Here is a 24,602-nt window from a genome sequence, read left to right on the forward strand (position 1 = left end):
TGCCTACTGCAGTACGAAGTTGGTGAAGAGCACTTGCTCGACGGTTATCGCCCCGGTTTCCTGCTTGGCCAGCTCCTGCACGGCAGCGGTGGCTTGCTGACGCAGCATTTCCTTGCCCACGGGCGTAACCAGGTTGTCGAAGCTCTGGCTGGAGAACAGCATGACCAGCTTGTTGCGCAGCACCGGCATGTGCACCTTGAGCGCATCCACCTGGGCCTGGTCACGGGCCATGAGCGCAACGCTCACCTGCATGTAGCGCTGGCGACCGTTCTGGCTGAAGTTGACCACGAAGGCCGGAGCGAGGTCCTGGTAAATGGCGGGTTGTTTGGTGGGCGCTTCGGCGGCGGCTTGTTCCTTGTCCGGCTCGGCGGACTTGTCGCCGCGACTGAGGAAGAACCAGGTAGCGCCGACCGACAGGCCGATCGCCAGCAACAACGCCACGACGCCCAGAATGATGAGCTTCAGCTTGCTCTTGCCGCCTGCCACAGCGCCCTCTGCCGGGGCCTTCGCTTGTTTCTTCGCCATGCCAATAATCCGTCGCCGAGCGGGGAAAACCCGCTTTCTCCTGGGGAATGAGCAAGTGTTATGCCAGCTCGCCGGCCAACCGGCGGTTCAGGCAAACGCTTCAGGGCTGCGGATATACCAGTGTCGGGGGGCGGCTGTCACGAGGGGTTGGCGGAAATCTTGGCGCGGGGGAAACGCCCTCTCCCTGTGACTCGCGCCGGATGCATCGTCATTCAGCCGGAAGCTGCAGAGCTCATCTGAACAAACCCTTCATTTCGGCACGGATGAACTCCCCTCTCCGCTTCAGGGAGAGGGGCTGGGGGAGAGGGAAAGCGACGTCAGGCGTAGAAATCCACCAACCCGCGTCCACCACCGGAGCTGGTCGGACGGATCTCGCTGTGGCTCACGCTGATCTCCTCGTCGCTGCCACCGCCGAAGTCGGCACGACCACCGCCGGAGCGCCGCTCACCGTCGCCACCCTGTCCCTGCCAACCGCGATTGAGCGACTGGTCGGACACGTTCACGTCGGGCTGGCTCATGCCCTGCTGGGCGAACATGTCGCGCAGGCGGTGCATCTGCCCTTCCAGGGCATCGCGAACGTTGGCGTTGGCGCTGGCGAAGGTCACCTGGGTTTGATCCGGGGTCATGTGAACCCGGACCTCGAGCCTTCCTAGTTCCTGGGGATCAAGCTGGATCTCCGCAGACTTGAGGTTCTGGCTCGACAGCCACATCACCCGGTCCACGACCGCCTCACTCCAGCCACCCTGCTGCATGGCAACCGGCTGTCCGGGGACCAGTGCCGGCGCACGCTGGGCCTGGGCAGCCTGCTGGCTGACGGCCTGGCTCAGAGCATTGAGGCGGCTGGCCAGCAGTTCGTTGCGCACTTCACCTTTGTTTTCGCCAAGGCCTTCCGTCAACTCCACCGACAGTTCAGCGGATGCCAGCGCCTTGTCGAGCTTGCCTTCGCCTGCCTCCAGCGGCTTGTCGGCGAAGGCGGTCAGGGCATCGGCGAAGTCCTGGTCAGCGGAGGGTGCAGCCTGCGCCGCCTGGGTGGCCGCACTCTGCGCCTGCTGGGCGGCCTGGGCGCTCTGCTCCAGCGCCATTTTCACCGCTGGTACGCCGTTGAGCTGGTCAAGGTCCGGATCGAGACTGGCTTCGCTCAGGGTCGCCGGGGCACTGCTGGTCATCTGCGGAGTCACCGGCAATGCGGCCTCCACTGGCGCGGTATCGGCTGGCAACTCGCCGGTCATTCCCATGAGTAGCAGCGGGTCCATCACTGGCTCATCAGGCTTCGCCTCAGCGTCATCGCCTTCCTCGGCCGGCAACGGCTTGCCGCTTTCGGCAACGGCGGGCGGGCTGGCGGCAGGATCTGCCACCGGCGTGTCCTGGCTTGCCGCTTCGTCTGCCTTGTCTCTGGCCTGTTTCGCAGCGGCCTCGCTGCGTTCCGCAGCCTTGGCCTGACGCTCTTTCGCGTACATCTGGGCGAAGCTGGAAGCCTCGCCCTTGTTGGTTTCCGCCGGTTTTTCCGGGGCTTTTGCGGCCGGTGCTTTCGGCTTCACTTCAGGCCGGGCCTGAAGAAGCAGATCGGGGGCAACGGGCATGGGCACTCTCCGCTCGGGTTGGTTCGTGCCAGTGTGAGTGCAAGGGATGGGCCAACATGGCCGGGCGGCGGGAGTCTTGATCAGTGCGGCAGGCCGCGACGTGCTTCCTGCAGCAGACCACGGACAGTGAGGAACTCCTGCTCGATCAGCAGGATGACGCCAGGTGCATCGGAAAGCTGGTCACGACGGGCCATGTCCTCCAGTTGCTTGCACAGGCCCGCCAGCTCGAGGGCACCCATGTTGCTGCAGCTGCCCTTGAAGCTGTGGGCAGCCAGGCGCAGGGCCTGGCTATCGGATGCGGCATTGGCCTGGCGGATCTGTCGCAGCCGTTCCGCCGAGTCCGCCAGGAAGGTATCCAGCAACACGGGGAACTCGTCCTCCATGACATCCCGCAGGGCGGACAGCACTGAATGGTCGAGATGGATATCGGACAACTCCGTCGCTCCCTTCACTGAACGTCAGAAAATTATGCCTTAACGGGCCAACGGAATTCGACGCGAATGCCCTTGCCATCCTCGGCGGGCTCGCAGCTCGCAGCGAGCTGCCTGATCAGCGTCAGGCCCCGACCACAGAGACCTTCCGTGAGTGGTTCGCGCGCCAGGACAGAGCCCAGTTCGAAGCCCTGGCCGCTGTCCTCCACATGCACCAGCAACCGCCCTCCCCGGCCTTCCGGGACCAGTTGCAGATTGAAGCGCACATAGCCGTCCTCCAGCCCGGCGAGGCGTTCGCTACGCTCGCGATAGTAGAGGGCGAAGCCTTCGGCATTGCGCTTGAGGGACGAATCCAGCCCCAGCACACCATGTTCCAGCGCATTGGAGTAGAGCTCGGCCAGCACGGTGTAGAGCGCACCACCCTGGTCGCGCAGCCCCTGGACTTCCAGCAGAAGCTGCAGGAGGAACGGCAGCGGATTGAAGCGTTTGAGTGTCTGGGCGCGAAACTCGAAGGACGCCGACCAGTCCAGCGGGCTGGCCTGGCCACTGTCGGTGAAGGCCAATTTGGCGCGCTCGTTGGAGTCATCGAGCATGCGCACTTCGATCATGCTGACATCGTCTTGGGCATGACCACGGAAGGCGCTCAGCGCCAGCTGGATTTCGTCGAATAGTCGGTTGCCGTCGCCATTGGCATCGAAAACCTCACGCAAGCGCTGGTCCCCGAAGGTTTCGTCACTGTCGTTGCGGGTTTCCAGCACGCCATCAGAGACCAGGAAGATGCGGTCGCCGGTCTCGATGGGGTAGGACTCGAAATGCGCGTTGAAGCTGCCCTGGTCGAGCACCCCCAGCGGCAGGTGGCGCGACACCAGCGGCACCAGCTCGCCGCTATCCGCTCGACGCAGATAACCCTCGGGAAGACCGCCATTCCATACCTCGACCAGACGCCGCTGGAAACTGAGGTTGAGGAAGGTGGCACAGCAGAACACGCCAACCGGCAGGATGCGTTTCAGCTTGGCGTTCATCTCCCGCAGGATGTCCGCCATGGCATAACCCTTGGCGGTCATGCCGTAGAACACCTCGGCCAGGGGCATGGCGCCAATGGCCGCCGGCAGGCCGTGGCCGGTGAAGTCGCCAAGCAGCACATGCATGCCGCCGGAGGGCTTGTAGGCCGCCAGCAGCAAGTCGCCATTGAATAGCGCGTAGGGCGATTGCAGGTAGCGGATGTTCGGCGCGCTCAGGCAGCCCGAGTGCGCCACCTTGTCGAATACCGCCTTGGCCACTCGCTGTTCGGTGACCAGGTGTTCGTTGTGCCGAGCGATCAGGTCACGCTGCTGCAGTACCGTGTCCTGCAGGCGGCGCAGCCGGTCAAGCGCCTTGATCTTGGCTTCGAGGATCACGCGGTTGTAGGGCTTGGCGAGGAAGTCATCGCCGCCCGCCTCCAGACAGCGCACCAATGCCTCGTTCTCGGTGAGGGAGGTGAGGAAGATGATCGGCACCAGCGCTTCGCCGGCCAGTTGCTTGATCCGGCGGGCAGCTTCGAAGCCGTCCATCACCGGCATCAGGGCATCCATCAATACCAGTTGCGGCTGCTCCTGCTGGAACAGCGCAACAGCCTCGCGGCCATTGGCGGCCGTCAGGGCGCGGTGGCCCTGGCGGCTGACAATGGTGGACAGCAGCAGCCTGTCCGCCGCGTTGTCCTCGGCAATCAGGATCGTCAGCGGCGACGGCATGGCAACGGGCCTCAGGCGATCTGGAACAGTTGTTCGAAGTTGGAAATGGCGAGGATCTTGCGGACGTCGGGGTTGCAGTTGGCAAGGCGGATCTGTGCACGCTCGCCACCGGCGTGGTCACGCAGAAGCAGCAGCATGCCGAGGGCAGAGCTGTCGAGATAAGTGGTGCCCTTGAGATCCACGACGTAGCGCTTGGGGGTGAAATTGACGCGCTCGTAGGCGTCGCGGAATTCCTGGTGGGCGCCGAAATCGAAACGTCCCTGGATAGTGATGGTCAGCTCCTGCCCATCGTCGGAGGGCATCGAGGTGATGGCCATGCAAAGCTCCTTGTTCAAGTTCGGAATGCGCGTGGTGAAGATTTAGCACCCGCCTTCAGGCACGGCAACTGGAAAGCGGCGAGCCGGGAGAATTTATGGTTCTGAGATGACGTGTTGAAGAACTGGTTGCAGCGGAACGGGACTGCATTGCCTGTAGGAGCTGGCTTGCCAGCGAATGGTCCCTTTTTCGCTAGCAAGCTAGCTCCTACAAGACTCCTTTGCCGACTATCGATTCTGGCAACAGCCAATGATTTCGCCCCTACAGGTCTCTGGCCGGCAAGCGCTGGGCCAGTTCGTCCAGCAGCTTCTGCTCGCGCTTGTCTTCGGCCGCACGGGCTTCGTCGAGGTAGCGCTGCACCAGCTTGCGCAGCCCTTCGAGACGCGCGTAGCGCTGCTGCCAGGCGGCGCGGGCCTTGTCGAGGTTGTCGCGGTGCCAATTGACGCTCTGCAACTGCTGACCGATGGCGGATTCGAGCTGCGACAGGAAGCGCTGGTAGTTCATCAACCATTGGCCGGAAACGCCGCGCCGCCCTTCCTCGATCCATTGCTGCTGGTAGTCGGAGCGATAGCGCTCCAGCTCGCCCAGCTTCATTTCCGCCTGGGTGGCCTGGGCCTGGCAGCGGCCGAGCATACGCGCCGCTTCTCGCTCGGCGCGCGCGGCCATCTCGACCACCGGCGCCAGGCGCGCCGCACGATTCTGCGACATGCGCTATCAGCCCTGGATTCCCAGGGCGGCCGCAAGACGCTGGGCGCTCTGGGGAAGGCTCTCGCTCTCGTCCAGGCCCTGGCGCAGGAAGGCGCTCATGGCCGGCTGGCGGGCGATGGCCAGATCGGTGTCAGGATCACCACCGGCGACGTAGGCGCCGACGCTGATCAGGTCGCGGCTCTGCTGGTAGCGCGACCACAGCTGCTTGAAGCGCTGGGCCATCTTCATGTGCTCGGGGCTGACCACCTGCGGCATGACCCGGCTGATGGAGGCTTCGATGTCGATGGCCGGGTAGTGGCCTTCCTCGGCCAGGCGACGGGACAGCACGAAGTGGCCGTCGAGCACGCCGCGCGCGGAGTCGGCAATGGGGTCCTGCTGGTCGTCGCCTTCGGAAAGCACGGTATAGAAGGCCGTGATGGAACCGCCCCCCTGTTCCGCGTTACCGGCGCGCTCCACCAGCTTCGGCAGCTTGGCGAACACCGACGGCGGGTAGCCCTTGGTGGCCGGCGGTTCGCCAATGGCCAGGGCGATCTCGCGCTGGGCCTGGGCGAAGCGGGTCAGGGAATCCATCAGCAGCAGGACGTTCTTGCCCTTGTCGCGGAAATACTCGGCGATGCGGGTGCAGTACATGGCGGCACGCAGGCGCATCAGCGGCGCATCGTCCGCCGGGGATGCCACCACCACTGAACGTTTGAGGCCTTCCTCACCGAGGATGTGCTCGATGAACTCCTTCACCTCGCGGCCCCGTTCGCCGATCAGGCCGACGACGATGATTTCCGCTTCGGTGAAGCGGGTCATCATGCCCAGCAGCACCGACTTACCCACACCGGTGCCGGCGAACAGGCCGAGGCGCTGCCCGCGGCCGACGGTAAGCAACGAATTGATGGAGCGAATGCCCACATCCAACGGTTCGCTGATGGGGTGACGCTTGAGCGGGTTGATGGTGGGGCCGTCCATCGGCACCCAGTCTTCGGCCTTCATGCCGCCCTTGCCATCCAGGGCACGACCGGCGCCATCCAGCACGCGGCCCAGCATGGACATTCCCATGGGCAGGCGGCCCGTATCCGGCAGCGGCACCACGCGAGCGCCCGGGGCAATGCCGGAGAGGCTGCCCACCGGCATCAGAAAGATCTTGCTACCGGAAAAGCCCATCACTTCGGCTTCCACCTGCACCGGGTGGTAGCTGTCATCGTTGATCACCAGGCAGCGGCTTCCCACCGGCGCGCGCAGCCCTTCGGCCTCCAGGGTGAGGCCCACCATGCGTAGCAGGCGGCCTTCCACCGTGGGTTGCGAGGGCAGATCGATGACGTCGTTATATCCCGCCAGTCGCTTGGCGAAGCTGGCGCGCTCAATACGCATGGTCGAGGCTGTCCGGCGAGTCCAGGTCGACCACCAGATCGGCCGACGGCGGATGGACCTTCTGTTCGCGCTGCTGCTCGAAGAGCTGCTTCATGGCCTGGCTCAGGCGCGTCTCGATGCTGGCGTCGATGCGCGAATGCTCGGTCTCGACGCGGCAGCCGCCTGGCTCCAGCGATTCGTCTTCGAGGATGCGCCAGTTTTCTTCATGGCGCTCACGCAGGGCCTTCACCTGTTCGAAGTCCTGCGGGTTGATGTGGATGCGCACATTGTCGGCGCCCATGGGCAGCAGCTTCAGCGCTTCGCGCAGCACATGGCGGATCTGTCCGGAATCCATGCGCAGTTCGCGCTGGATCACCTGGCGGGTGATCAGGCTGGTGAGGTGCACCAGGGATTCCTCGATCTGCCGGTCCTGCTCGGCGATGGGGTCCAGCAGCTGGGCCATCAGCGTGTCGAGCTGGGTAAGGCGGGCATTCACGGCAGCCTCGGCTTCCTGGCGAGCCTTGAGCTGGCCGGCGTGGAAACCGTCGCGCTCGCCGGTGGCGAAGCCTTCGTTGTAGGCGTCCTGGCGGATCGCCTCGAGCTCGTCCAGCGTCAGCGGCTTGACCTCCTCGACCGGCACTTCCTCGATCTGCGGTTCAGGCTCGGGCGCGGGTGCCTCTGCAGCTAACGGCTCTTCCGGTTCGGCCGCTTGCGGGGCGTCCGGGTCGAAACTGGGCAGCGACCAGCGATCGAAGACGTTGATGTCCTTGGCGCGGATCAGTTCGCTTGCCGAATCCTTGTTGGCCATGGGCGCCTCAGATCATTTCTTCGCCGCCCTTGCCGCCGAGGACGATTTCCCCGGCTTCGGCCATACGGCGGGCGATGGTGAGGATTTCCTTCTGCGCCGACTCGACGTCGCTGACACGCACCGGCCCCTTGGCTTCCAGGTCGTCGCGCAGCAGTTCGGCCGCGCGCTTGGACATGTTCTTGAAGACCTTCTCCTTGATCGCCTCGTCCGAGCCCTTCAGGGCCAGCACCAGCACGTCGGAGGACACTTCGCGCAACAGCGCCTGGATGCCGCGGTCGTCGACATCGGCCAGGTTGTCGAAGACGAACATGAGGTCTTCGATCTGGGTCGAGAGGTCTTCGTCCACTTCGCGAATGGAGTCCATCAGCTGGCCTTCGACCGAGCTGTCGAGGAAGTTCATGATGTCCGCCGCGCGCTTCACCCCGCCCATGGCGGTGCGGGTGGTGCTGGCATTGCCGGCGAACTGCTTCTCGAGAATCAGGTTGAGTTCCTTGAGCGCGGACGGTTGCACGGTGTTGAGCGACGAAACGCGCAGGACGATGTCCAGGCGAACCTTGTGATCGAAGTGACTGAGCACTTCGGCCGCCTGGTCCGGGTCCAGGTAGGCGACCACAATGGCCTGGATCTGCGGGTGCTCGTAGCGGATGACGTCAGCCACGGCACGCGGCTCCATCCATTTCAGGCTGTCCAGGCCGCTGGTGCTGCCGCCCAGCAGGATGCGGTCGATCAGGTTGTTGGCCTTGTCCTCGCCCAAGGCCTGGGTGAGCATCTTGCGGATGTAGCCATCGGCGCCGACGCCCAGGCTGGTCTGGTCGCCGACGATCTCGACGAACTCGCTCATCACCTGCTCCACCTGCTCGCGGTGGATGTTGCGCATCTGCGCCATGGCGACGCCGACTCGCTGCACTTCCTTCGGCCCCATGTGACGGAGCACCTGGGCAGCATCGGTCTCGCCCAGGGACAGCAGCAGAATGGCGGCCTTGTCGACCTTGTTCAGCTTGGCGGGCGCGCGGGTATCACTCATCGGCGTTGATCCACTCTTTGACTACCAAGGCCACACGGCCAGGATCTTCGGCCACCAGGCTCTTGATGGCGTTGAGCTGCGCATCATACCCGTCGCTCGGGCTCGGCAGCAGGATGCTTTGCGGTCCACCCAGGCTGACGCGGTCATCCGACAGCTCGCCGGACAGCCCCATCTCGCCCAGGTCGGCGTCGCCGCCGCGACCGCCTTCGAGCTCCCTGGATTTGCTGGTGCCACTGATGTTGTTCAGCACCGGACGCAACACCCCGAAGACCAGCACCAGGATGAAGAGCACACCGAGCACCTGCTTCACCACATCCCAGAACCAGGGCTGGGTGTAGAAGGGAATGTCGATGACTTCTTCGCCGTTGTCGTTCATGAAGGCGGTGTTGATCACGCTGACGCTGTCGCCACGGCTGGCGTCATAGCCGACCGAGTCCTGTACCAGGCGGGTGAAGCGGGCAATCTCGTCGGCGCTCCACGGCACTCGCGTGGTTTCACCGGTCGTCGCGTCGACCTTCACCTGATCGTCCAGCACCACCGCGACGGAAAGCCGGCGCAGGCGGCCCTGCTGCTGCTTGGTGTAGCTGATGGAGCGGTCCAGCTCGAAGTTGCGGGTGGTCTGGTCGCGCTTGTCGGTCGGGTACGGTGCGAGCATCGGCTTGCCGGTGGCCGGGTCGATGATCTGCTGGCCGTTGTCATCCAGCAGCGGCTGCCCCGGCTGTACGCCGGCCGGTGCGGCACTGGTGGCCTGCTGAGGTGCGGCACCCGGTGCCGGCGGCTGGTTGGACAGTGCCCCCGGCACGCCTTGCGGACCGCCGTTGTTCTGGCGCTCTTCGGCGAGTTTCTGCTCGCTGCGCAGGGCCGGCTGATCCGGGTTGTACATTTCGGAGGTGGATTCCACCGCGCTGAAGTCCACGTCCGTAGACACTTCCGCCTTGTAGCGGCCATTGCCCAGCACCGGCTGCAGGATGCTGTGCACACGCTGGGTATAGAGGGTTTCCATGCGGCGGGTGTAGTCGAACTGCTTGCCGGCCATGGTCAGCTCGGACAGTTCCTGCTGGTCGGACAGCAGGTTGCCTTTCTGGTCGACGACGGTGACCTGGGATTTCTCCAGCTCCGGCACGCTGGTCGCCACCAGGTTGACGATCGCCATCACCTGGCTCGGCTCCAGGGAGCGCCCCGGATAGAGTTCGACCAGAACCGAAGCGGTCGGCTTGCGCTCGTCGCGGACGAACACCGAGCTTTTCGGAATGGCCAGGTGCACTCGCGCACCCTTGACGTTGTTCAGGCTGGAAATGGTGCGCGCCAGCTCGCCTTCCAGGCCCCGGCGATAGCGGGTGGCCTCCATGAACTGGCTGGTGCCCAGCCCCTGTTCCTTGTCGAGGATCTCGAAGCCGACGGTGTTGTCGCTCGGCGCGACGCCGGCAGCAGCCAGCTTCATGCGGGCGCGGGCCAGGTCGTCGGACTTGACCAGCAGGGCGCCAGAGTTGGGCTCGATCTTGTATGGGATGTCGGCCGCGCCCAGGGCTTCCACCACCTGGTTGGCGTCCATCCCGGACAGGCTGCCGTACAGCGGGCGGTAGTCCGGCTGCTGCGACCAGAGCACCACAGCGAAGCCGATGGCGACACTCGCGGCCAGGCCGACCAGGAGGCCGACCTGACGCAGCATGCTCATCTGCGAGAGGTTATCCAGGAAGGACAGGCCGAACAGCGGCTTCTTCTCACCCTGCGCATCCGGCGCATCTGCCTTGGCGGGAACCTTTGCAACAGCGGCTTCAGCCATTTCTCAATCCGTCCTCAAACCGGCATCTGCATGATGTCTTGGTAGGCCTGGACCAGCTTGTTACGCACCTGGGTCATGGCCTCGAACGAAACGCTGGCTTTCTGCGAAGCGATCATGACGTCGGTGAGGTCGACGCCCTTCTGCCCGACCTCGAATGCGCTGGCCATGTCCGTGGAAATCTTCTGGGTTTCCGCAACCTTGTTGACCGCTTTGCCAAGCATGTCGGCGAAGCTCGGCGCACTGGCCTCGGGGGCTGCCACAGGGGCAGGTTTGGCACGGGCCATTGCATCCATCTGCATGGCTCGCATTTCCAACATCAGGCGATTGAATTCAACACCCTGGCTCATCTCATTCCTCCAACTGCCGCGTTTTTTTGACGCTACGCGGTCCGATGAAGGGGTATCTGCAACAAGGGTGCCAAAAGCTCAGGGACGGGCGTTACGGGGAGGGGCAGAACCTCCTACAAAAAAGCGTCAGCCTCAGCTGGCGTAGAGGTAAGCCTCTACATCCATGCCGGCGTCGCGCATCTGGGCCAGCTTGTAGCGCAGGGTGCGCGGGCTGATGCCAAGGCGCTCGGCAGCCTCCTTGCGACGGCCACGCTCGGAACGCAGGGTGTCGATGATCATCTGGAACTCGTGGCGGCGCAGGTCATCGCCCAGGGCGCTCGGTGCCTCGACCGGCAGGGCGGCTACCGGCAGCGGTACCACGGGCGCGGAAACCGGCGCGGGCGTCAGCGCCGACAGGGCCGGAGCGATGCCCATGCCGATGGGCGCGGTCAGGCACAGGTCGTGAGGCTGGATCAGTCCGCCCTGCTGCAGGATCAGAGCGCGCTGCACGGCGTTGTCCAGTTCGCGTACGTTACCTGGCCAGCCGTGGACCAGCAGAGCTGCCTGGGCTTCAGCGGAGAAGCGCACGGCGGCGTGATTCATTTTTTTGACGTGCTTGGCGAGCAGACGCTCGGCCAGCGGCAGGATGTCTGCCGGACGCTCCCGCAACGGACGCCAGGCCAGCGGGAAAACCGAAAGGCGGTAATAGAGGTCTTCACGGAAGCGCCCCGCCGCCACTTCGCCGGCGAGGTCACGGTTGGTGGTAGCCAGCACGCGGATATCCAGGCTGATCGGCCGGCGTGCGCCAACCCTTTCCACTTCGCGCTCCTGCAACACCCGCAGCAGCTTGGCCTGCAGGCCCAGGGGCATTTCGGAAATCTCGTCGAGCAGGATGGTGCCACCGTCAGCCATCTCGAACTTGCCAGGCGCACTGGCGATGGCACCGGTGAAGGCACCCTTCTCATGACCGAACAGGGTGGCCTCGAGCATGTTGTCCGGAATCGCCGCACAGTTGATGGCGATAAAGGGACCATTGGCGCGGGTCGACTGCTGGTGGATGTACTGCGCCAGCACTTCCTTGCCAGTGCCGGACTCGCCAGAGATGAGGACAGTCGAATCACTGCGCGCCACGCGCGCGGCCAGCTCCAGCAATTGACGGCTGGCCGGCTCCAGGGCGACCGGACCGTCACTGGTGACCTGACTCACACGACCCAGCGCATGGCGGGCCACGAGCTCCAGCAGGGTATTGGGTTCGAACGGCTTCACCAGGTAATCGGCGGCGCCCTGACGCATCGCGTCCACGGCCCGCTCCACTGCGCCAAATGCCGTCATCAGCAACACAGGAAGCTGAGGGAAGCGCTGACGAACGATGGCCAGCAACTGGTGACCGTCCATGCCGGGCATGTTGACGTCGCTCACCATCAGGCCGAAGGACTCTTCACCCAGCGCGACCAGCGCGGTTTCGGCGCAGTCCACGGCGCGGAAGTCGTAGCCACCGATCAGCAGAGTGTCCGCCAGGGCCTCACGCAGGGCGCGGTCATCTTCGACCAGCAGAATTTTGGCAGTCATCGTCCTTTACTCCTGTGTAACCGACTGCGCCGCGGGAATCAGCGGCAGGACCAGGGTGGCGCAGGTGCCGCGACCGGGGCGCGAGCGCAGTTGCAGCTCGCCCTGGTGGGCACGCGCCACCGCTTTGACCACAGCCAGCCCGAGGCCGGTGCCGGTGGTCTTGGTGGTGAAGAAGGGTTCTCCGAGGCGCGCCAGGGTCGTGGCGTCGATGCCTGGGCCGTTGTCACTGATGGACAGGCGCAGATCGCTGCCACGACGATAGAGGTGGACCTTGAGACGCAGGTCGCGGCCAGCCGCCTGGTTGGCGTTCTCGATCAGATTGAGCATCGCGCCTACAAGGGTGTCGCGATTGCACAGCAGTTCGCCGCCGGCGAGGTCGCACTGCCAGCGCACTTCCTTGCCTTCCACATGGGATTCAGCCGAGGCGCGCAAGGCGGAAAACACGGCAGCAGGCGTCAGTCGATCCGGCAATGGCAACTCGCCGCGTGCGAATACCAGCATGTCGCGGACCTGGTGCTCCAGCTCGTGCAGGCGCTCCTTGAGGCGCCCGGCGAAGCGTTGCTGCTGGTCCGTCGGCAAGACCTGTTGGGTCAGGTGGCTGGCATAGAGCAAGGCCGCAGAAAGGGGCGTGCGAATCTGGTGGGCCAGGGAGGCGACCATGCGACCCAAGGCGGAAAGGCGTTCATGGCGGGACAGTTGGTCCTGCAGGCGACGGGTTTCCGTCAGGTCGGTGAGGAGCACCAACTGGCCGGGTTCGGCATTCAGGGAGCGAGTGGCGATGGAAACGCGGCGACCATCCTTGAGGGAGATCTCATGGCCATCGTCTTCACGGGGGGCAAAATTGCGGGCGATCACTTGGCGCCAGAGCATTCCCACCAACGGCTGGCCAAGGAGGCTGCGAGCCACGGGATTGGCTTCACGCACCACACCCTGTCCATCAATCACGATGACGCCACCAGGCAGCAAGTCGAGCAGGCTCTGCAGACGGTTCGCCAGGCGCTCCTTTTCCGCCAGTTCCTGCATGCGCTGGGCACTGACCAGGGCCAGTTGGCCCTTCAGCTCGGTGACGCGCGCCTCCAGCATGCTGTAGGACTCGCTGAGCTGGGTCGACATCTGGTTGAACAGCGCGAACGCTTGCTCGAGACCAGCGCGACTAGCCTGCTCGGCGGGGGCGTTTTCCGGATTCTGTGCGGGGGGTACTGCGTGGCTCATTGCTCGTCTCTCGCTCCATCGACCGTCAGCAGACGGTCGGTCGAGGGAGAGATAGCAATACTCGTGCCTAAAATTTAGCCCTTTAAAAACAAGGGCTTGGGAAAAGCGGAATTATTCTTCCGCCAATTCCTCGTCGCGGCGGCTCATGCCGTACTTGCGCATCTTCTCCACCAGGGTGGTGCGACGGATACGCAGGCGCTCGGCGGCGCGGGCCACTACGCCGGAAGCATCGTCCAGCGCCTGCTGGATCAGCCCCTGCTCCAGGTTGCCGAGGTAGTCCTTGAGATCCAGGCCTTCCGGCGGCAGCAGCGCCGGCGAAGCAACGCCGGGCAGGCCGGCGCCGATGGCCGAACGCTCTTCGATTTCCTCGCGCAGGCTGGCCTTGAGCTGCTCGTCCTCGTCATCCACATGGCGGAATTTCTTCGGCAGCTCGCTGACGCCGATGACGCCGTAGGGATGCATGATCGCCATACGCTCCACCAGGTTGGCGAGCTCGCGGACGTTGCCCGGCCAGTCGTGGTTGCACAGGGACATGATGGCGGCGGAGTTGAAGCGAATCGAACCGCGCTTCTCGTGCTCCATGCGCGAGATGAGCTCGTTGATCAGCAGCGGAATGTCTTCCACCCGCTCACGCAGCGGTGCCATTTCGATGGGGAAGACGTTGAGGCGGTAGTAGAGATCTTCGCGGAAGCTGCCCGCCTCGATCATCTGCTCGAGATTCTTGTGGGTGGCGGCAATGATGCGCACATCGACGTTCTGGGTCTTGTTGCTGCCCACACGCTCGAAGGTGCGCTCCTGCAGCACGCGCAGCAGCTTGACCTGCATCGGCAACGGCATGTCGCCGATCTCGTCGAGGAACAGGGTGCCGCCGTTGGCCAGCTCGAAACGCCCTGCCCGGCTGGTAATGGCACCGGTGAAGGCGCCTTTCTCGTGGCCGAACAGTTCGCTTTCCAGCAACTCTGCCGGAATGGCGCCGCAGTTGACCGGAACGAATGGGGCTTCGCGACGCTTGGAATGGTAATGAAGGTTGCGCGCAACCACTTCCTTGCCGGTGCCGGACTCACCGAGGATGAGCACGCTGGCGTCGGTGTCGGCCACCTGCTGCATCATCTGCCGCACCTGCTGGATGGCACGGCTGGTGCCCACCAGGCTGCGGAACAGGTTGGGTTCGCGCTGGCGGCCACGCTCGCGGGCGTGGTCGTACATTTCGCGATAGACCTGGGCGCGATGCAGGGAGTCGAGCAGCTTGTTGTAGCTGGGCGGCATCTCCAGGTTGGTCAGCAAGCGGCGGCGGAGGTCTTCCGGCCAGTCCATCTGGATCTGGTCGCCGATCAGCAGCACCGGCAGGAATTCGTCCCACGCCAGCAATTGCTTGACCAGTTCGAGCGCGCCGCCCTTGGCACTCGTCTCGCCCAACATGACGCACAGGACGTCGCGGCTGGAGCTCAGGGAACCGGTCACGTCGCGCCAGTCGTGGCTGGCACAGTCCAGGTACTCTTCCCCGAGGAAATTCAGGATCACCGCGAAGTCGCGGCGGCGATCGCTATTGTCGTCGATCAGCAGAATCTTGGTTTCACGCCACATTGTCTGGTTCTTGCTTTTATGGGCTGAACGCCGCGTTCCGCGACGTATGGACAGACGGTGCTTCCCGAAGGCGGGTTTGACCGGCAATTGGCCACTAGTAAAGTGAAAAACCCTTGCCGAGTCAATTTTATGGCGTGCTTTTTTTGGTCTAGCCGACGGAATGGCTAAGCAGTTGTCAGAGCAATATCGAACTAGTGGCAGATCGAAACTGTCGGGCCATCAGCCGAACAGCTTGTACACCTTGGCACCCTGCTGGGCCTGATTGATCTGCACCAGTTCCCCGGCAATACGGCGCTGCTCGGCCTGGCAGATTTCCACCAGCTCGCGATAGAGCGACAGCAGTTCCTGCAGACGCGCGCCGAGTACTTCGCCATCGTCCACGGCGTCGACCATGGCATCGTCGACGGCCTGGCGGCAGAGTTGGTCCAACTCACCGATGGCTGCCCAGTCCTGGCGAGCCAGGGCATCGCGCAAGGCGCTGCCGGTTGCTTCAAGACGCTGGACTGATGCATTCATTGGAATTCTCCTGCCACCCCGGACGGCATCACTGGGCGATGCCATCCCATCCGGTTTTCACGTTACGCAGCAGCCCTGCCACTTCGTCCACCAGCGCAGCGTCGCTTTTCAGGTTCGCTTCGAGCAGGCGGGACACCATGTACTCGTAGAGTGCATCGAGGTTGGCCGCGATATCGCCGCCCTGCTCGAAGTTCAGGCCATCACGCAGGCCGCCAATGATAGCGATTGCCTTGCCGATCAGCTCGCCTTTCTGCGCGAGCTGACCGCGCTCGATGGCACCGCGAGCCTGGGCCAGGCGGGTAAGGCCGCCTTCCATGAGCATCTGGATCAGCCGATGGGGGCTGGCATCCACGGCCTGGGCCTGGGTGTTCACGGATTGGTACTGCTTGAGGGCCGCCATCGGATTCATGGTGCTTTGCCTTGATGTCTGACTGGATACATTAGGTATCGGCCAGCCAACTCAAAGCTTTAGCCAGGAACTGCATCTATCTCGCGATTTTCATCCGGCCCGATGGCATCCCAGGCGGACTTGATCTCGCAGAGCAGAGCCTCGACTTCATCCAGGCGCCGGGGGGTATTGTCGAGGGCCACACCAGCAAGCCGGCGCGTCATGTAGTCATACAACACGTCCAGGTTCTCAGCGATTTCCCCGCCCGACTCCTTATCCAGACCGGCCTGCAATGCACCAATGATGCTAAGCGTGCTGCCCACCGCCAAACCACGAATCTCGGCATTACCTTCTCGCTGCGCCAGTCGTGCAAGCGACACGCGCTCAAGAGCCCCGCCAAGCAACATTTGCACAACCTGATAAGGCGAGACGTCTGGAGAAGCCTTGATCTGCTTGTAGGTATCGATCGGAGTGTTCATTAACTTTTCACCAAACCAGGGAGGCTCTTGAATGCTTGTTCCAGACGACTGCTGGTCTGGTTGAGCTGACCAACCAGACTGTCCATGGCGTTGAACTGAGCCAGCAGACGGGATTGCAGTTGCTCGACCCGACGACTGAGCGCTTCGCGCTGGTCATCCACTGAATTGATGGTGCCGTTCAGACCACTCAGGCGCTGCTCAAGTATCCCGCCGGTCCGGGCGTAGGGATCGAGCTTGGCATTGACGCGGTTCATCAAACCAGTCTCACCAGTGAAGAAGGAGGCAACGGACTCGAAGTTCTCATTGAGCGCCTTACCCAGCTTCGTGTCGTCGATCTTCAGGGTGCCGTCTTTCTGGGTGGTGATACCCAGATCAGCGAGGATGCGAATTTCCCCATCACCCGAGGCGTTGGCCAGCTCATTGCGTGCTGCCGATAGCAACGTACGCACACTGGCATCCCCCACCAGTGCCCCAGTAACCGGCGCCTTGTCCTCGCCCACCGCGGACACCGCAGTCAGCGACGAGGTCGTGGTAATCAGCTTGTTGTAGGCATCGACGAACTTCTTGATGTTGCTGGTGATGCTGGACTTGTCCTGATCCACGGTCAGAGTGATCGGTTTGCCAGCCTCGGTGGGGCCGACCAGATTGATCGTCACACCCTCGATGTAATCCGCGACACTGTTGGTTGCGTTTTCCATGGCCAGGCCGTCGATGCTGAATTTGGCGTTGGCCGCGACGGAGAGATGAACATTCGCCACAGGCGGGGTACCACTGTCCGGGTCGTACTGGGCGATGTTCAGCGCAGCCAGATCACCGGTCCCTGTCATGCCCAGGTTGGCATCGCTCCCAGTCTTGGTGGAGGACAGCAGGAGGCGAGAGGTCGCCGGGACTGTGGAAGAATCGGTGACGATATTGGCACTGACGCCCTGATCCTTGAGCTGGGTATTGATGGCGTCGCGGATGTCTTTGAGCGAGGCATTCGCTGCGATGTTGACCGGTGCGAGTTCAGTGTCGCCCAGCTTGACGGTCAGGGTTCCGCCGCTGGCGAAGGTGGCGGAGGAACCGCCGCTGATGGTTGCCGTCGCCACCTTGCTGGAGGTGGCCAGGCGCTCGACATCGACCTTGTAGGTACCTGCCAGGGCATCCTTGGTCGCCGAAGCGGTGACCAGCTTGGTGTCGGACGAGGTTGCGGTGCGCTTCTGGAAAAGCTCCGCCTTGTTCATGTCCTTGAGGATGGTCTGCAGGTCGGCAATAGCACTCTTGAGCTGCCCGACTCCGGTGATCTTCGCCGTGGTGGCCTTTTCCAGACGATTGAGCTGCGCTTCCTTGGGCCCCTTCTCTGCGGCGACCAGGCTCTCCACGATCGACGGGATATTCAGCCCGGAGTTCAAGCCGCTGATGGTTGTCGATGCCATTTCCCTCTACCTCGTCAGTTCATTGGCGTTTCGCCGTCACGGGCACATTGCAGTCAAGATTCGTGCCGCCTTGCCTGGAACGAACTCAGGCTTCCGCCTTGAACAGCAGGCTGCGTGCCTCTTCAAGACTTTCAGCCAGGCGCAATGCCTCCTCGGAGGGAATCTGGCGAATAACTTCACCGGAAGCGGTATCGCTCACAGTGACGACGACCCGCCCGGTGGAGTCATCCAACTTGAAGCTCAGGTTGCGGCTGATGCTCTGGGTGAAAGCTTCGATGGTCGAAACCGCCTTCTCCACCAATCCCGAGGACGCCGATTCCTCCTTCATCTCGCTCGTCGGATTCCCCCCCTCCATGCCTCGCACGCCCACTTCGACGCTTTTTGCCGAGTCGCCGCCGACCAACCGGAGCCCGGAGCCCGCAGGCGATCCGCTCACACTGATTACATCCATTTCTTCACCTCTCATGGCAAGACGGGGAGAAGCGCAAGCGCTTCCCCCCGTTGTGAGGCACTAACCGGCTCAGCGTTTAGCGGAGCAGGCTCAGCACAGCCTGCGGCAGCTGGTTTGCCTGGGCCAGGATCGCGGTGCCGGCCTGTTGCAGCACCTGGTTCTTGGTCATGGTGGCCGTTTCAGCGGCAAAGTCGGCGTCCTGGATACGGCTACGGGCGGCCGAAACGTTTTCGCCGATGTTCTGCAGGTTGGAGATGGTGTTCTCGAAGCGGTTCTGCACGGCACCGAGGGACGCCCGGTTCTTATCGATCGATGCGATAGCAGCATCGATCACCGAAATGGCATTCTGAGCCCCCAGAGCGGAACTGATATCCACATCGGACACCTTGTCCAGCGTCGAAACGTAAGGAGTTGCGGCAGCAGCCACCAGAGTAGCCGATTCAGCTCCGGTACCTGTGACCTGGAAAGCCCCGCTGGATTGCAACTGCACATTCCCTTGAACGCGCGCAGTATCAGCTGCAGTTCCGCCAGTAATCGCTACTGCACCGGCGTAGGTCTTTCCGTCGAAACTGACCGACCGAAGGTCAATGGCTTTGTCCGCACCACTGTTGTTGAAGCTGGTAATGACGATATCGTCGCCGGCCTCACTGGAAAGTTCGAGCTTGGCATTGTTGGCGGTCAGAGTCGCCGTAATACCTGTCTTCGAGCTTTGAGCGTTGATTGCGTTAGCTACAGCCGAGATGTCGTTGGCGTCGGTGACAATGGCGCTGATAGTAGCGCTGTTACCAGCCCCAGTATTACCGGTGAGAGTGAAGGAAACGTTGCCGACGCCAACGCCCGACATTTCAACCTGCGTCCGCGCATCAGCAGTAACGCCAGTGTCTTCGGCAAGAAGGTTGATCGCGTCTGCAGCGCCCTTAGCAGAGCCCGCACCAATGTTCGCAGTAGTTTTGGCTTGACCGTTGGCACCGGTGATAGTCAGGGTTGCGGCCGCACCACCGATCGCGGCAGCCAACGGGGTACCGGCAGCAGTGGACGCCAGGACTTTACCCGTCCCAGTACCCGCCAGATTGAACTTGTCTGCACCAACCTTCGCGGCCCCGGAACCGTTTACCGTAACGCCAATAGTTTCGTTGGCATTCGAACCAACCTGGAACTTCTTCGTGCCAAAGCTGCCATCCAGCAGCTTCTGACCACCGAACGTGGTGGTGTCGGCAATACGATTCAACTCGTCTTTCAGTTGCTTGACTTCATCATTGAGAGCCTGGCGCTCACTGGTCGAGTTGGAACCGTTGGCGGATTGCAGCGACAGGTCACGCATGCGCTGCAGGATATTAGTGGACTGCTGCAGGGCGCCTTCAGCCGTCTGCGCCAAAGAGATACCGTCGTTGGCGTTGCGCACAGCCACACCCAGGCCATTGATCTGGCTGCTGAGACGATTCGAAATCTGCAGGCCGGCAGCGTCGTCCTTGGCACTATTGATACGCAGACCGGTGGACAGACGCTGCATGGAGTTACTCAGCGCGTTGGACGAATTGTTCAAGTTGCGCTGGGTATTGAGGGACGCAATGTTGGTATTGACGGTCAAAGCCATGGTGGTGTCCTCCGAGGACTGCGTGTTTGCCTGAGCGTGCGACCTTGGGTGGGCAGTGCCCAGGCACCCTTAAAGTTCGCATTCGTAATTCGTATCGGCGGTGTCGGAGGAAGCTTTAGGGGTCGCGCTAAAAAAATTCTTGACCCAGAGCCACTTTGCCAACATCCACCTCCTAACAAGGCTTTCGGCGCAGTGCTGGGAAACTTGAGCGTCGCTCTCCCCCTGCCGTCAAAAACAGCAAAGCCCCACACTGAGCGGAGCCTTGTCTGATGCGTCGGCAGGATGTTTCAGCGACCGAATCATGCGCTTGCTGACGGCGTGGTCGCCCTACCCCAGCTTGTTGAACAGACTGAGTCCTGCGATTTTCACGTAGCTCTGCTGCGAGGCTTCGAGAATGACCGACTGGAACGACAACCGCGACAGCGCCTCGGCGTAGTCCAGCTCCCGCAGGTCGGCCTGGATGGACTGGTTCACCAGGCTCACGTCTTCGTTGTCGGTCAGGGTGGATTCGACCACGTTCAGGCGAGCGCCGATGTCGCCACGCACCGAGTCGACCACGGTCATACCGTTGTCCAGGTTGGTCAGGGCTTCGGCAATAGAGTCGCGGACAACATTGTTGCCAGCCGGTGTATCGGGAGCATTCTCAAGCGCCATGCGCAGGTTGGCGATGGTGTCGAGGATGCCCTGCTTCTGCTGGTTCGGCTGGGCAGTCACCTCGACGGTCTCACCACCTACGGGAACGCCGTCGAACTTGATGCTGACGCCTCGGAACACCACCTTATCGTCGGTAGTGGCATCCGTGTCGATGGCGCCGCTACCAAGCACCGGCGTGGTGGTGCCCTGCTCGAAGATCTCGTAGCTGTTGGCGTCGGGGTTGCCGAAGACGATCTGGACGCCGGCATCGGGGAAAGGCGGGGTGCCGGTAAAAGCCACTTCGTCCTGCACCAACGGCGCCGAAGGGCTCAGCGTGGAGCCTGCTGGGCTGTTGGTCACGGCGCTGTCCAGCCGCCCGGCGTTGATGACATTCTCGAAAATGCGTTTGCCGTTGTCACTGATAGGAACCTGCAGGGAGCTGGCGATCTGCAGCTTGCGCTGGCCTTCGTCGCCCTCGTAGCTGTAGCTCCCATCAGCATTGCGCACGAAAGGCTGGGTCTTGCCCTGGAATCCCGAGAAAATGTACTCGCCGCGCGCGTTACGGGTGTTCATCAGGCCAAGCAGTTCGTCTTCGCGCTCACGCAGCTCGGCAGCGATGGACTTGCGGTCTTCCGCGCTGAGGGCGCCGTTGCCGGCCTCGCCCGCCAGCTCGCGCACGCGCTGCAGAACGGTGTTGACCGAGTTCAGCGTCACCTCTTCCTGGGTCAGGCTGTTCTTGGCCGCGGTCAGGTTGGAGTTGTACTGATCGAGTACGCCTTGTTGCTGATCGAGCTGCAGGAGTCGCACCGAGGCCACCGGATCGTCCGCCGGCGTGAGGATGCGGTTGCCGGTGCTGATCTGTTCCTGGGTGCGGGTGACGTTCGAATAGTTCCGTTGCAGGCCCGACACGCCATTGTTGTATTGCTGGATGGTGGAAATGCGCATGGCGGGCTCCGTTAGCGGAAGGTGCTCATCAAGGTATCGAACAGGCTTCGGGCAACTTGAATCACTTGCGACGAAGCGTTGTAGTACTGCTCGAACTTGATCAGGTTGGCCGCCTCTTCATCCAGGCTCACAGCCGAGAGGGAGTCACGGTTGTCCGTGGCCTGCTTGAGGATCGCCGTGCTGGCTTCGCTGTCCACCCGCGCCTGGGCGGTCAGGGTGCCTACCCGCTCCACCAGGTCACCGTAGCTGTCGGAGAAGCTGGAGCCGCTGCCACCCGCCAGGGCGTCCACGCCGACGGCAGCCTTGGTCTGCAAATCCACCAGCTTGAGGGCGTTACGGTTGTCAGACACACCGTTGGTGCTCATGGCGAGACTGAAGGTGTCGCCGGTTTCCGCGCGACCACTGAAGCTCTGGGTGATCTGGTATTCCTGCGTCGTGGCCGGAGTACCGGTGGTGACCGACACGGTGTAGCTCAGCTGATTGGTCTGCCCCGGGGTCACGCTCAGGGTTCCCGACGGCGGCTGGCTGATGGTCACGCCAGGCGGCAGGCCGGAGAAGCTCAGGCTTCCCGGCGTACCAGCCGTGTAGTTCATGGTGATGGATGAGATCGCCGCCAGGTGTGCCTGGCTCATGGGGTTCAGCGTATTGGTGATGTTGGGCTGGCCGATGGTGCCGGTGCCCTTGTTCTGCACGTTCGCTTCCGAATGCAGGGGCGCGGCGAAGGCCAACTGGTCCGCCTGGTCCAGCACGGCGGCGATGTCCTTGGCGCCGGTACGCGTGGGCTGCAGGATGAACTTGTCACCGGTGGTGGGCGGCGGCACGCCGAGGGCGATCTGGAAGCCCTGGTCGCGGCCCGCGCTGTCCGTGATAGTCAGCGTGCCCGACGGGGTGCTGTCGCTGACGACCATCTGCTGGTTGTCGCTCAGGCGGCGCACTGTATAAGGCGGCGTCGCCGTGGCGTCGTACTCTATCTGGTAGTCGCTGGTGTTGAGCAGGCTGGTATTGGTGATGTTCAGCGCGGGCTGGGCATTGCTGTTGCCGGCGAACGCCTTGACCCGCAGTGCCGCCAGGGCCGGGTCGTTGTAGTTGCCGAACAGCGCCGCGCCGACTTTCCCCTTCAGGTCCAGTCCCTGGCCGAGCTGGGTGTTGACCTGGTCGCTGATGGACATGGCCAGGCGCCCCAAGGTGTTCAGACTGGCGTCCAGGGTCTCGTTGCGGTAGCGGATCAGGCCACCCAGTTCGCCACCGCTGAGCAGCGTAGTGACGCCCTGGCGGGAATCGCCGCTGACGAACTCCAGCTCGAAACGACTGGGGTCGCCCTTGCCCGGTACCGCTTCCAGGCGGTTGGCGGTGCTCCCCACCACCAGCGGCTGGCCGGTACCGACGAAGATACTCTGGGTGCCGTCGCTCTGCGGCACCACGCTGACGCCCACGTAGGTGGAAAGCTGACGGATCGCTTCCTCGCGCGAGTCCAGCAGGTCGTTGGGCACCTGGCCATTGGAAGAGGCGACGGCGATGGCGTCATTGAGGCTGGCGATGGAGCCGGCCAGGCGGTTCACCTGGTCCGCTACCGACGACATCTGCTTGTTCAGCGAGTCGTTCTGCGCGCTCAGTCGGTCGTAGACGGTGTTGAAGCGACGCGCCAGCCCCTCGGCCTCGGACAGCACCAGCTGCCGCGCCGGCATATTGGCAGGGTCCTCGGCGGCAGTCTGCATGGCCGCGAAGAAGCTCTTCAGCGACGGCGTGATGCCGGTGGTGGTGCCGGACAACAGCGAGTCCAACTGGTCGATCTGGCTCTTGTAGGCATCCACATCGCTGCTTAGCGAGGTGGTGTTGCGCAGCTGCGCAGTCAGGAACTCGCTGTAGCTGCGGCGGATATCCGTCAGGGTCACCCCGCTGCCGATATATCCCGAGCCGGAGAACTGCGGCAGTGTCGTGGACTGCGTCGCGCTCTGCCGGGTGAAGCCGGGCGTATTGACGTTGGAGATGTTGTGGCCGGTGACGGTGAGCTGCGTCTGGCTCACGCGCAGTCCCGACAGGCCAATGTTCAGTAAGTCAGCCATGACTCAAGCCTCATATCCTGGTGGTCGTGCTGTCGACTGCAGCAACGGCCTGGTAAACCTGCATGCCGCGGGCAATCTGGGAAATCTTGCGGGCGTACTGCGGATCGGTGGCGTAGCCGGCCTTCTGCAGCTCGCGGACGAACTGCTCGGAGTTGTCGGCGGAATTCAGCGCCTTGTCGTAGCGGTCGTTGTTCTCCAGGAAGCTCACGAAGTCGTGGAAGCTCTGCTCGAAGGAGTTGTAGGAGCGGAACGATGCCGCCTCCTTCACCGCCTTGCCGCCCTTGTACTCGGTGGTCATCACCCGCGCGGAATCGCCGTCCCAGCTTTTGTGGGCCTTGATGCCGAACAGGTTGTGACTGCTGGTGCCATCGCCTTCGCGGATGATCGACTTGCCCCAGCCGGTTTCCAGCGCTGCCTGGGCCACCAGGTAACGGGGGTCGACGCCGATTCGCTCGGCGGCCTTCTCGGCCATCGGCAGCAAGGTGTCGATGAACTCGTTGCGCGAAGCGAAGACGCGCTTGCCGGCACCCTTGGCGCTTTCCGCCGCCTCGGCACCGACCAGCTCGCGCTCAGGCGCGGCGTAGGTCTGTGCCGGGGTCCAGTCACTGCCAGCGAGCGACGTACCGGCAAGCTGCTCGGGCGACGGCACGATGCCCGCCGCCTGGCGCTCGCTCAGCTTGCCGGGGAGTGCCAGGCGGCGCTGATTGAGCAGCTTGGAGTCGTCACGTTCCGCAAAGCCCGAGGTTTCGGCGTTCGCCACCTGCTTGCTGCCCTGCGCCGGCCAGTTGGCCTGAACGCCGGACTGCACCTGGGCGAAGGGATTGGGGCCCGTGGACTTGTTGGTCTTGGACAGCTGCCGGGTGAGCACATCGGCCAGGCCGACGCCGCCCTGCTTGGACAAGGTCACGGCCAGCTGCTGGTCGTGCATGTCCTGGTAGGTCTTGGTCTCGTTGCTGTTCAGGTAGTTGCCTTCGGCGAAGGCTTCACCTGCCTGGCGCATGGACTTCATCATTTCGTTGAGGAACAGCGACTCGAACTCCTGGGCGACCTTGCGGATGTTGCCCTCGCTGTCGCGATCCTTGCCGGCCTTGAACTGGCTGAGCCGGTTCAGGTCGGTGTAGGCGCCGCTGTCCACCTTGGAACCGGAGGCGAGCCCTGTGGAGAGTTTCGAGTTCATCGCCTTTC

At 63.1% G+C, this 24,602-nt stretch carries 23 protein-coding genes; all 23 read right to left on the minus strand.

The window, feature by feature from the left end; translation table 11 throughout:
* Positions 1-3 precede the first annotated feature (3 nt).
* Entirely contained in the window at positions 4-525 is a 522-nt protein-coding gene (fliL, locus tag E8E95_RS19035) for a flagellar basal body-associated protein FliL (RefSeq protein ID WP_280352779.1), read from the minus strand.
* 317 nt (positions 526-842) lie between these two features.
* A complete protein-coding gene (locus E8E95_RS19040) occupies positions 843-2,105 on the minus strand; it encodes a flagellar hook-length control protein FliK (protein ID WP_280352781.1) in 1,263 nt (420 codons plus the stop codon).
* Positions 2,106-2,185: 80 nt separating this feature from the next.
* Positions 2,186-2,539 carry an Hpt domain-containing protein gene (locus E8E95_RS19045; RefSeq protein ID WP_280352783.1) on the minus strand — a complete coding sequence of 118 codons (354 nt, stop codon included), beginning with the start codon at positions 2,537-2,539 and terminating at the stop codon, positions 2,186-2,188.
* 32 nt (positions 2,540-2,571) lie between these two features.
* Entirely contained in the window at positions 2,572-4,266 is a 1,695-nt protein-coding gene (locus E8E95_RS19050) for a fused response regulator/phosphatase (protein ID WP_280352785.1), read from the minus strand.
* Positions 4,267-4,277: 11 nt separating this feature from the next.
* Positions 4,278-4,583 (minus strand): STAS domain-containing protein, encoded by a 306-nt coding sequence (locus E8E95_RS19055; protein ID WP_028626550.1) that lies wholly within the window; start codon positions 4,581-4,583, stop codon positions 4,278-4,280.
* A 259-nt stretch (positions 4,584-4,842) separates the two neighbouring features.
* Positions 4,843-5,289, minus strand: a complete 447-nt coding sequence (gene fliJ, locus E8E95_RS19060) for a flagellar export protein FliJ (protein WP_280352786.1) — start codon at positions 5,287-5,289, stop codon at positions 4,843-4,845.
* A 6-nt stretch (positions 5,290-5,295) separates the two neighbouring features.
* Positions 5,296-6,648, minus strand: coding sequence for a flagellar protein export ATPase FliI (fliI, locus tag E8E95_RS19065; RefSeq protein ID WP_280352787.1), 1,353 nt, complete (start codon positions 6,646-6,648; stop codon positions 5,296-5,298).
* Complete coding sequence (gene fliH, locus E8E95_RS19070) at positions 6,638-7,435, minus strand: flagellar assembly protein FliH (protein ID WP_280352788.1); 798 nt, start codon at positions 7,433-7,435, stop codon at positions 6,638-6,640. The genes fliI and fliH overlap by 11 nt, the downstream gene beginning before the upstream one ends.
* A gap of 7 nt (positions 7,436-7,442) precedes the next feature.
* Positions 7,443-8,459, minus strand: coding sequence for a flagellar motor switch protein FliG (gene fliG, locus E8E95_RS19075; RefSeq protein ID WP_077521897.1), 1,017 nt, complete (start codon positions 8,457-8,459; stop codon positions 7,443-7,445).
* The gene (fliF, locus tag E8E95_RS19080) at positions 8,452-10,242 is read right to left on the minus strand and encodes a flagellar basal-body MS-ring/collar protein FliF (RefSeq protein ID WP_280352789.1); all 1,791 of its coding nucleotides are present in this window, start codon (positions 10,240-10,242) and stop codon (positions 8,452-8,454) included. Before fliF ends, fliG begins: the two co-directional genes overlap by 8 nt.
* 14 nt (positions 10,243-10,256) lie before the next feature.
* Positions 10,257-10,589 (minus strand): flagellar hook-basal body complex protein FliE, encoded by a 333-nt coding sequence (gene fliE / locus E8E95_RS19085; RefSeq protein ID WP_280352790.1) that lies wholly within the window; start codon positions 10,587-10,589, stop codon positions 10,257-10,259.
* Between the two features lie 132 nt (positions 10,590-10,721).
* Positions 10,722-12,137 (minus strand): sigma-54-dependent response regulator transcription factor FleR, encoded by a 1,416-nt coding sequence (gene fleR / locus E8E95_RS19090; RefSeq protein ID WP_280352791.1) that lies wholly within the window; start codon positions 12,135-12,137, stop codon positions 10,722-10,724.
* A gap of 6 nt (positions 12,138-12,143) precedes the next feature.
* Positions 12,144-13,349: an ATP-binding protein gene (locus E8E95_RS19095; protein ID WP_280352792.1), complete on the minus strand. Its 1,206-nt coding sequence runs from the start codon at positions 13,347-13,349 to the stop codon at positions 12,144-12,146.
* A 111-nt stretch (positions 13,350-13,460) separates the two neighbouring features.
* Positions 13,461-14,933, minus strand: a complete 1,473-nt coding sequence (locus E8E95_RS19100) for a sigma-54 dependent transcriptional regulator (protein WP_280352793.1) — start codon at positions 14,931-14,933, stop codon at positions 13,461-13,463.
* A gap of 219 nt (positions 14,934-15,152) precedes the next feature.
* Positions 15,153-15,449 carry a flagellar protein FliT gene (locus tag E8E95_RS19105; protein ID WP_179060617.1) on the minus strand — a complete coding sequence of 99 codons (297 nt, stop codon included), beginning with the start codon at positions 15,447-15,449 and terminating at the stop codon, positions 15,153-15,155.
* 28 nt (positions 15,450-15,477) lie between these two features.
* Positions 15,478-15,858: a flagellar export chaperone FliS gene (fliS, locus tag E8E95_RS19110; RefSeq protein WP_280352794.1), complete on the minus strand. Its 381-nt coding sequence runs from the start codon at positions 15,856-15,858 to the stop codon at positions 15,478-15,480.
* 59 nt (positions 15,859-15,917) lie between these two features.
* Positions 15,918-16,316: a flagellar export chaperone FliS gene (gene fliS, locus E8E95_RS19115; RefSeq protein ID WP_280352795.1), complete on the minus strand. Its 399-nt coding sequence runs from the start codon at positions 16,314-16,316 to the stop codon at positions 15,918-15,920.
* A complete protein-coding gene (gene fliD, locus E8E95_RS19120; RefSeq protein ID WP_280352796.1) occupies positions 16,316-17,731 on the minus strand; it encodes a flagellar filament capping protein FliD in 1,416 nt (471 codons plus the stop codon). Before fliD ends, fliS (E8E95_RS19115) begins: the two co-directional genes overlap by 1 nt.
* A gap of 85 nt (positions 17,732-17,816) precedes the next feature.
* A complete protein-coding gene (locus E8E95_RS19125) occupies positions 17,817-18,182 on the minus strand; it encodes a flagellar protein FlaG (RefSeq protein WP_280352797.1) in 366 nt (121 codons plus the stop codon).
* A gap of 76 nt (positions 18,183-18,258) precedes the next feature.
* Positions 18,259-19,776 (minus strand): flagellin, encoded by a 1,518-nt coding sequence (locus tag E8E95_RS19130; protein WP_280352798.1) that lies wholly within the window; start codon positions 19,774-19,776, stop codon positions 18,259-18,261.
* 327 nt (positions 19,777-20,103) lie between these two features.
* Positions 20,104-21,354, minus strand: a complete 1,251-nt coding sequence (flgL, locus tag E8E95_RS19135; protein ID WP_280352799.1) for a flagellar hook-associated protein FlgL — start codon at positions 21,352-21,354, stop codon at positions 20,104-20,106.
* A gap of 11 nt (positions 21,355-21,365) precedes the next feature.
* Positions 21,366-23,417: a flagellar hook-associated protein FlgK gene (flgK, locus tag E8E95_RS19140; protein ID WP_280352800.1), complete on the minus strand. Its 2,052-nt coding sequence runs from the start codon at positions 23,415-23,417 to the stop codon at positions 21,366-21,368.
* 10 nt (positions 23,418-23,427) lie between these two features.
* Complete coding sequence (gene flgJ, locus E8E95_RS19145; RefSeq protein ID WP_280352801.1) at positions 23,428-24,594, minus strand: flagellar assembly peptidoglycan hydrolase FlgJ; 1,167 nt, start codon at positions 24,592-24,594, stop codon at positions 23,428-23,430.
* Between the last annotated feature and the right edge of the window lie 8 nt (positions 24,595-24,602).

The sequence above is a fragment of the Pseudomonas sp. BN414 genome, from assembly GCF_029871275.1.
Classification (GTDB): Bacteria; Pseudomonadota; Gammaproteobacteria; order Pseudomonadales; family Pseudomonadaceae; genus Metapseudomonas; species Metapseudomonas resinovorans_C.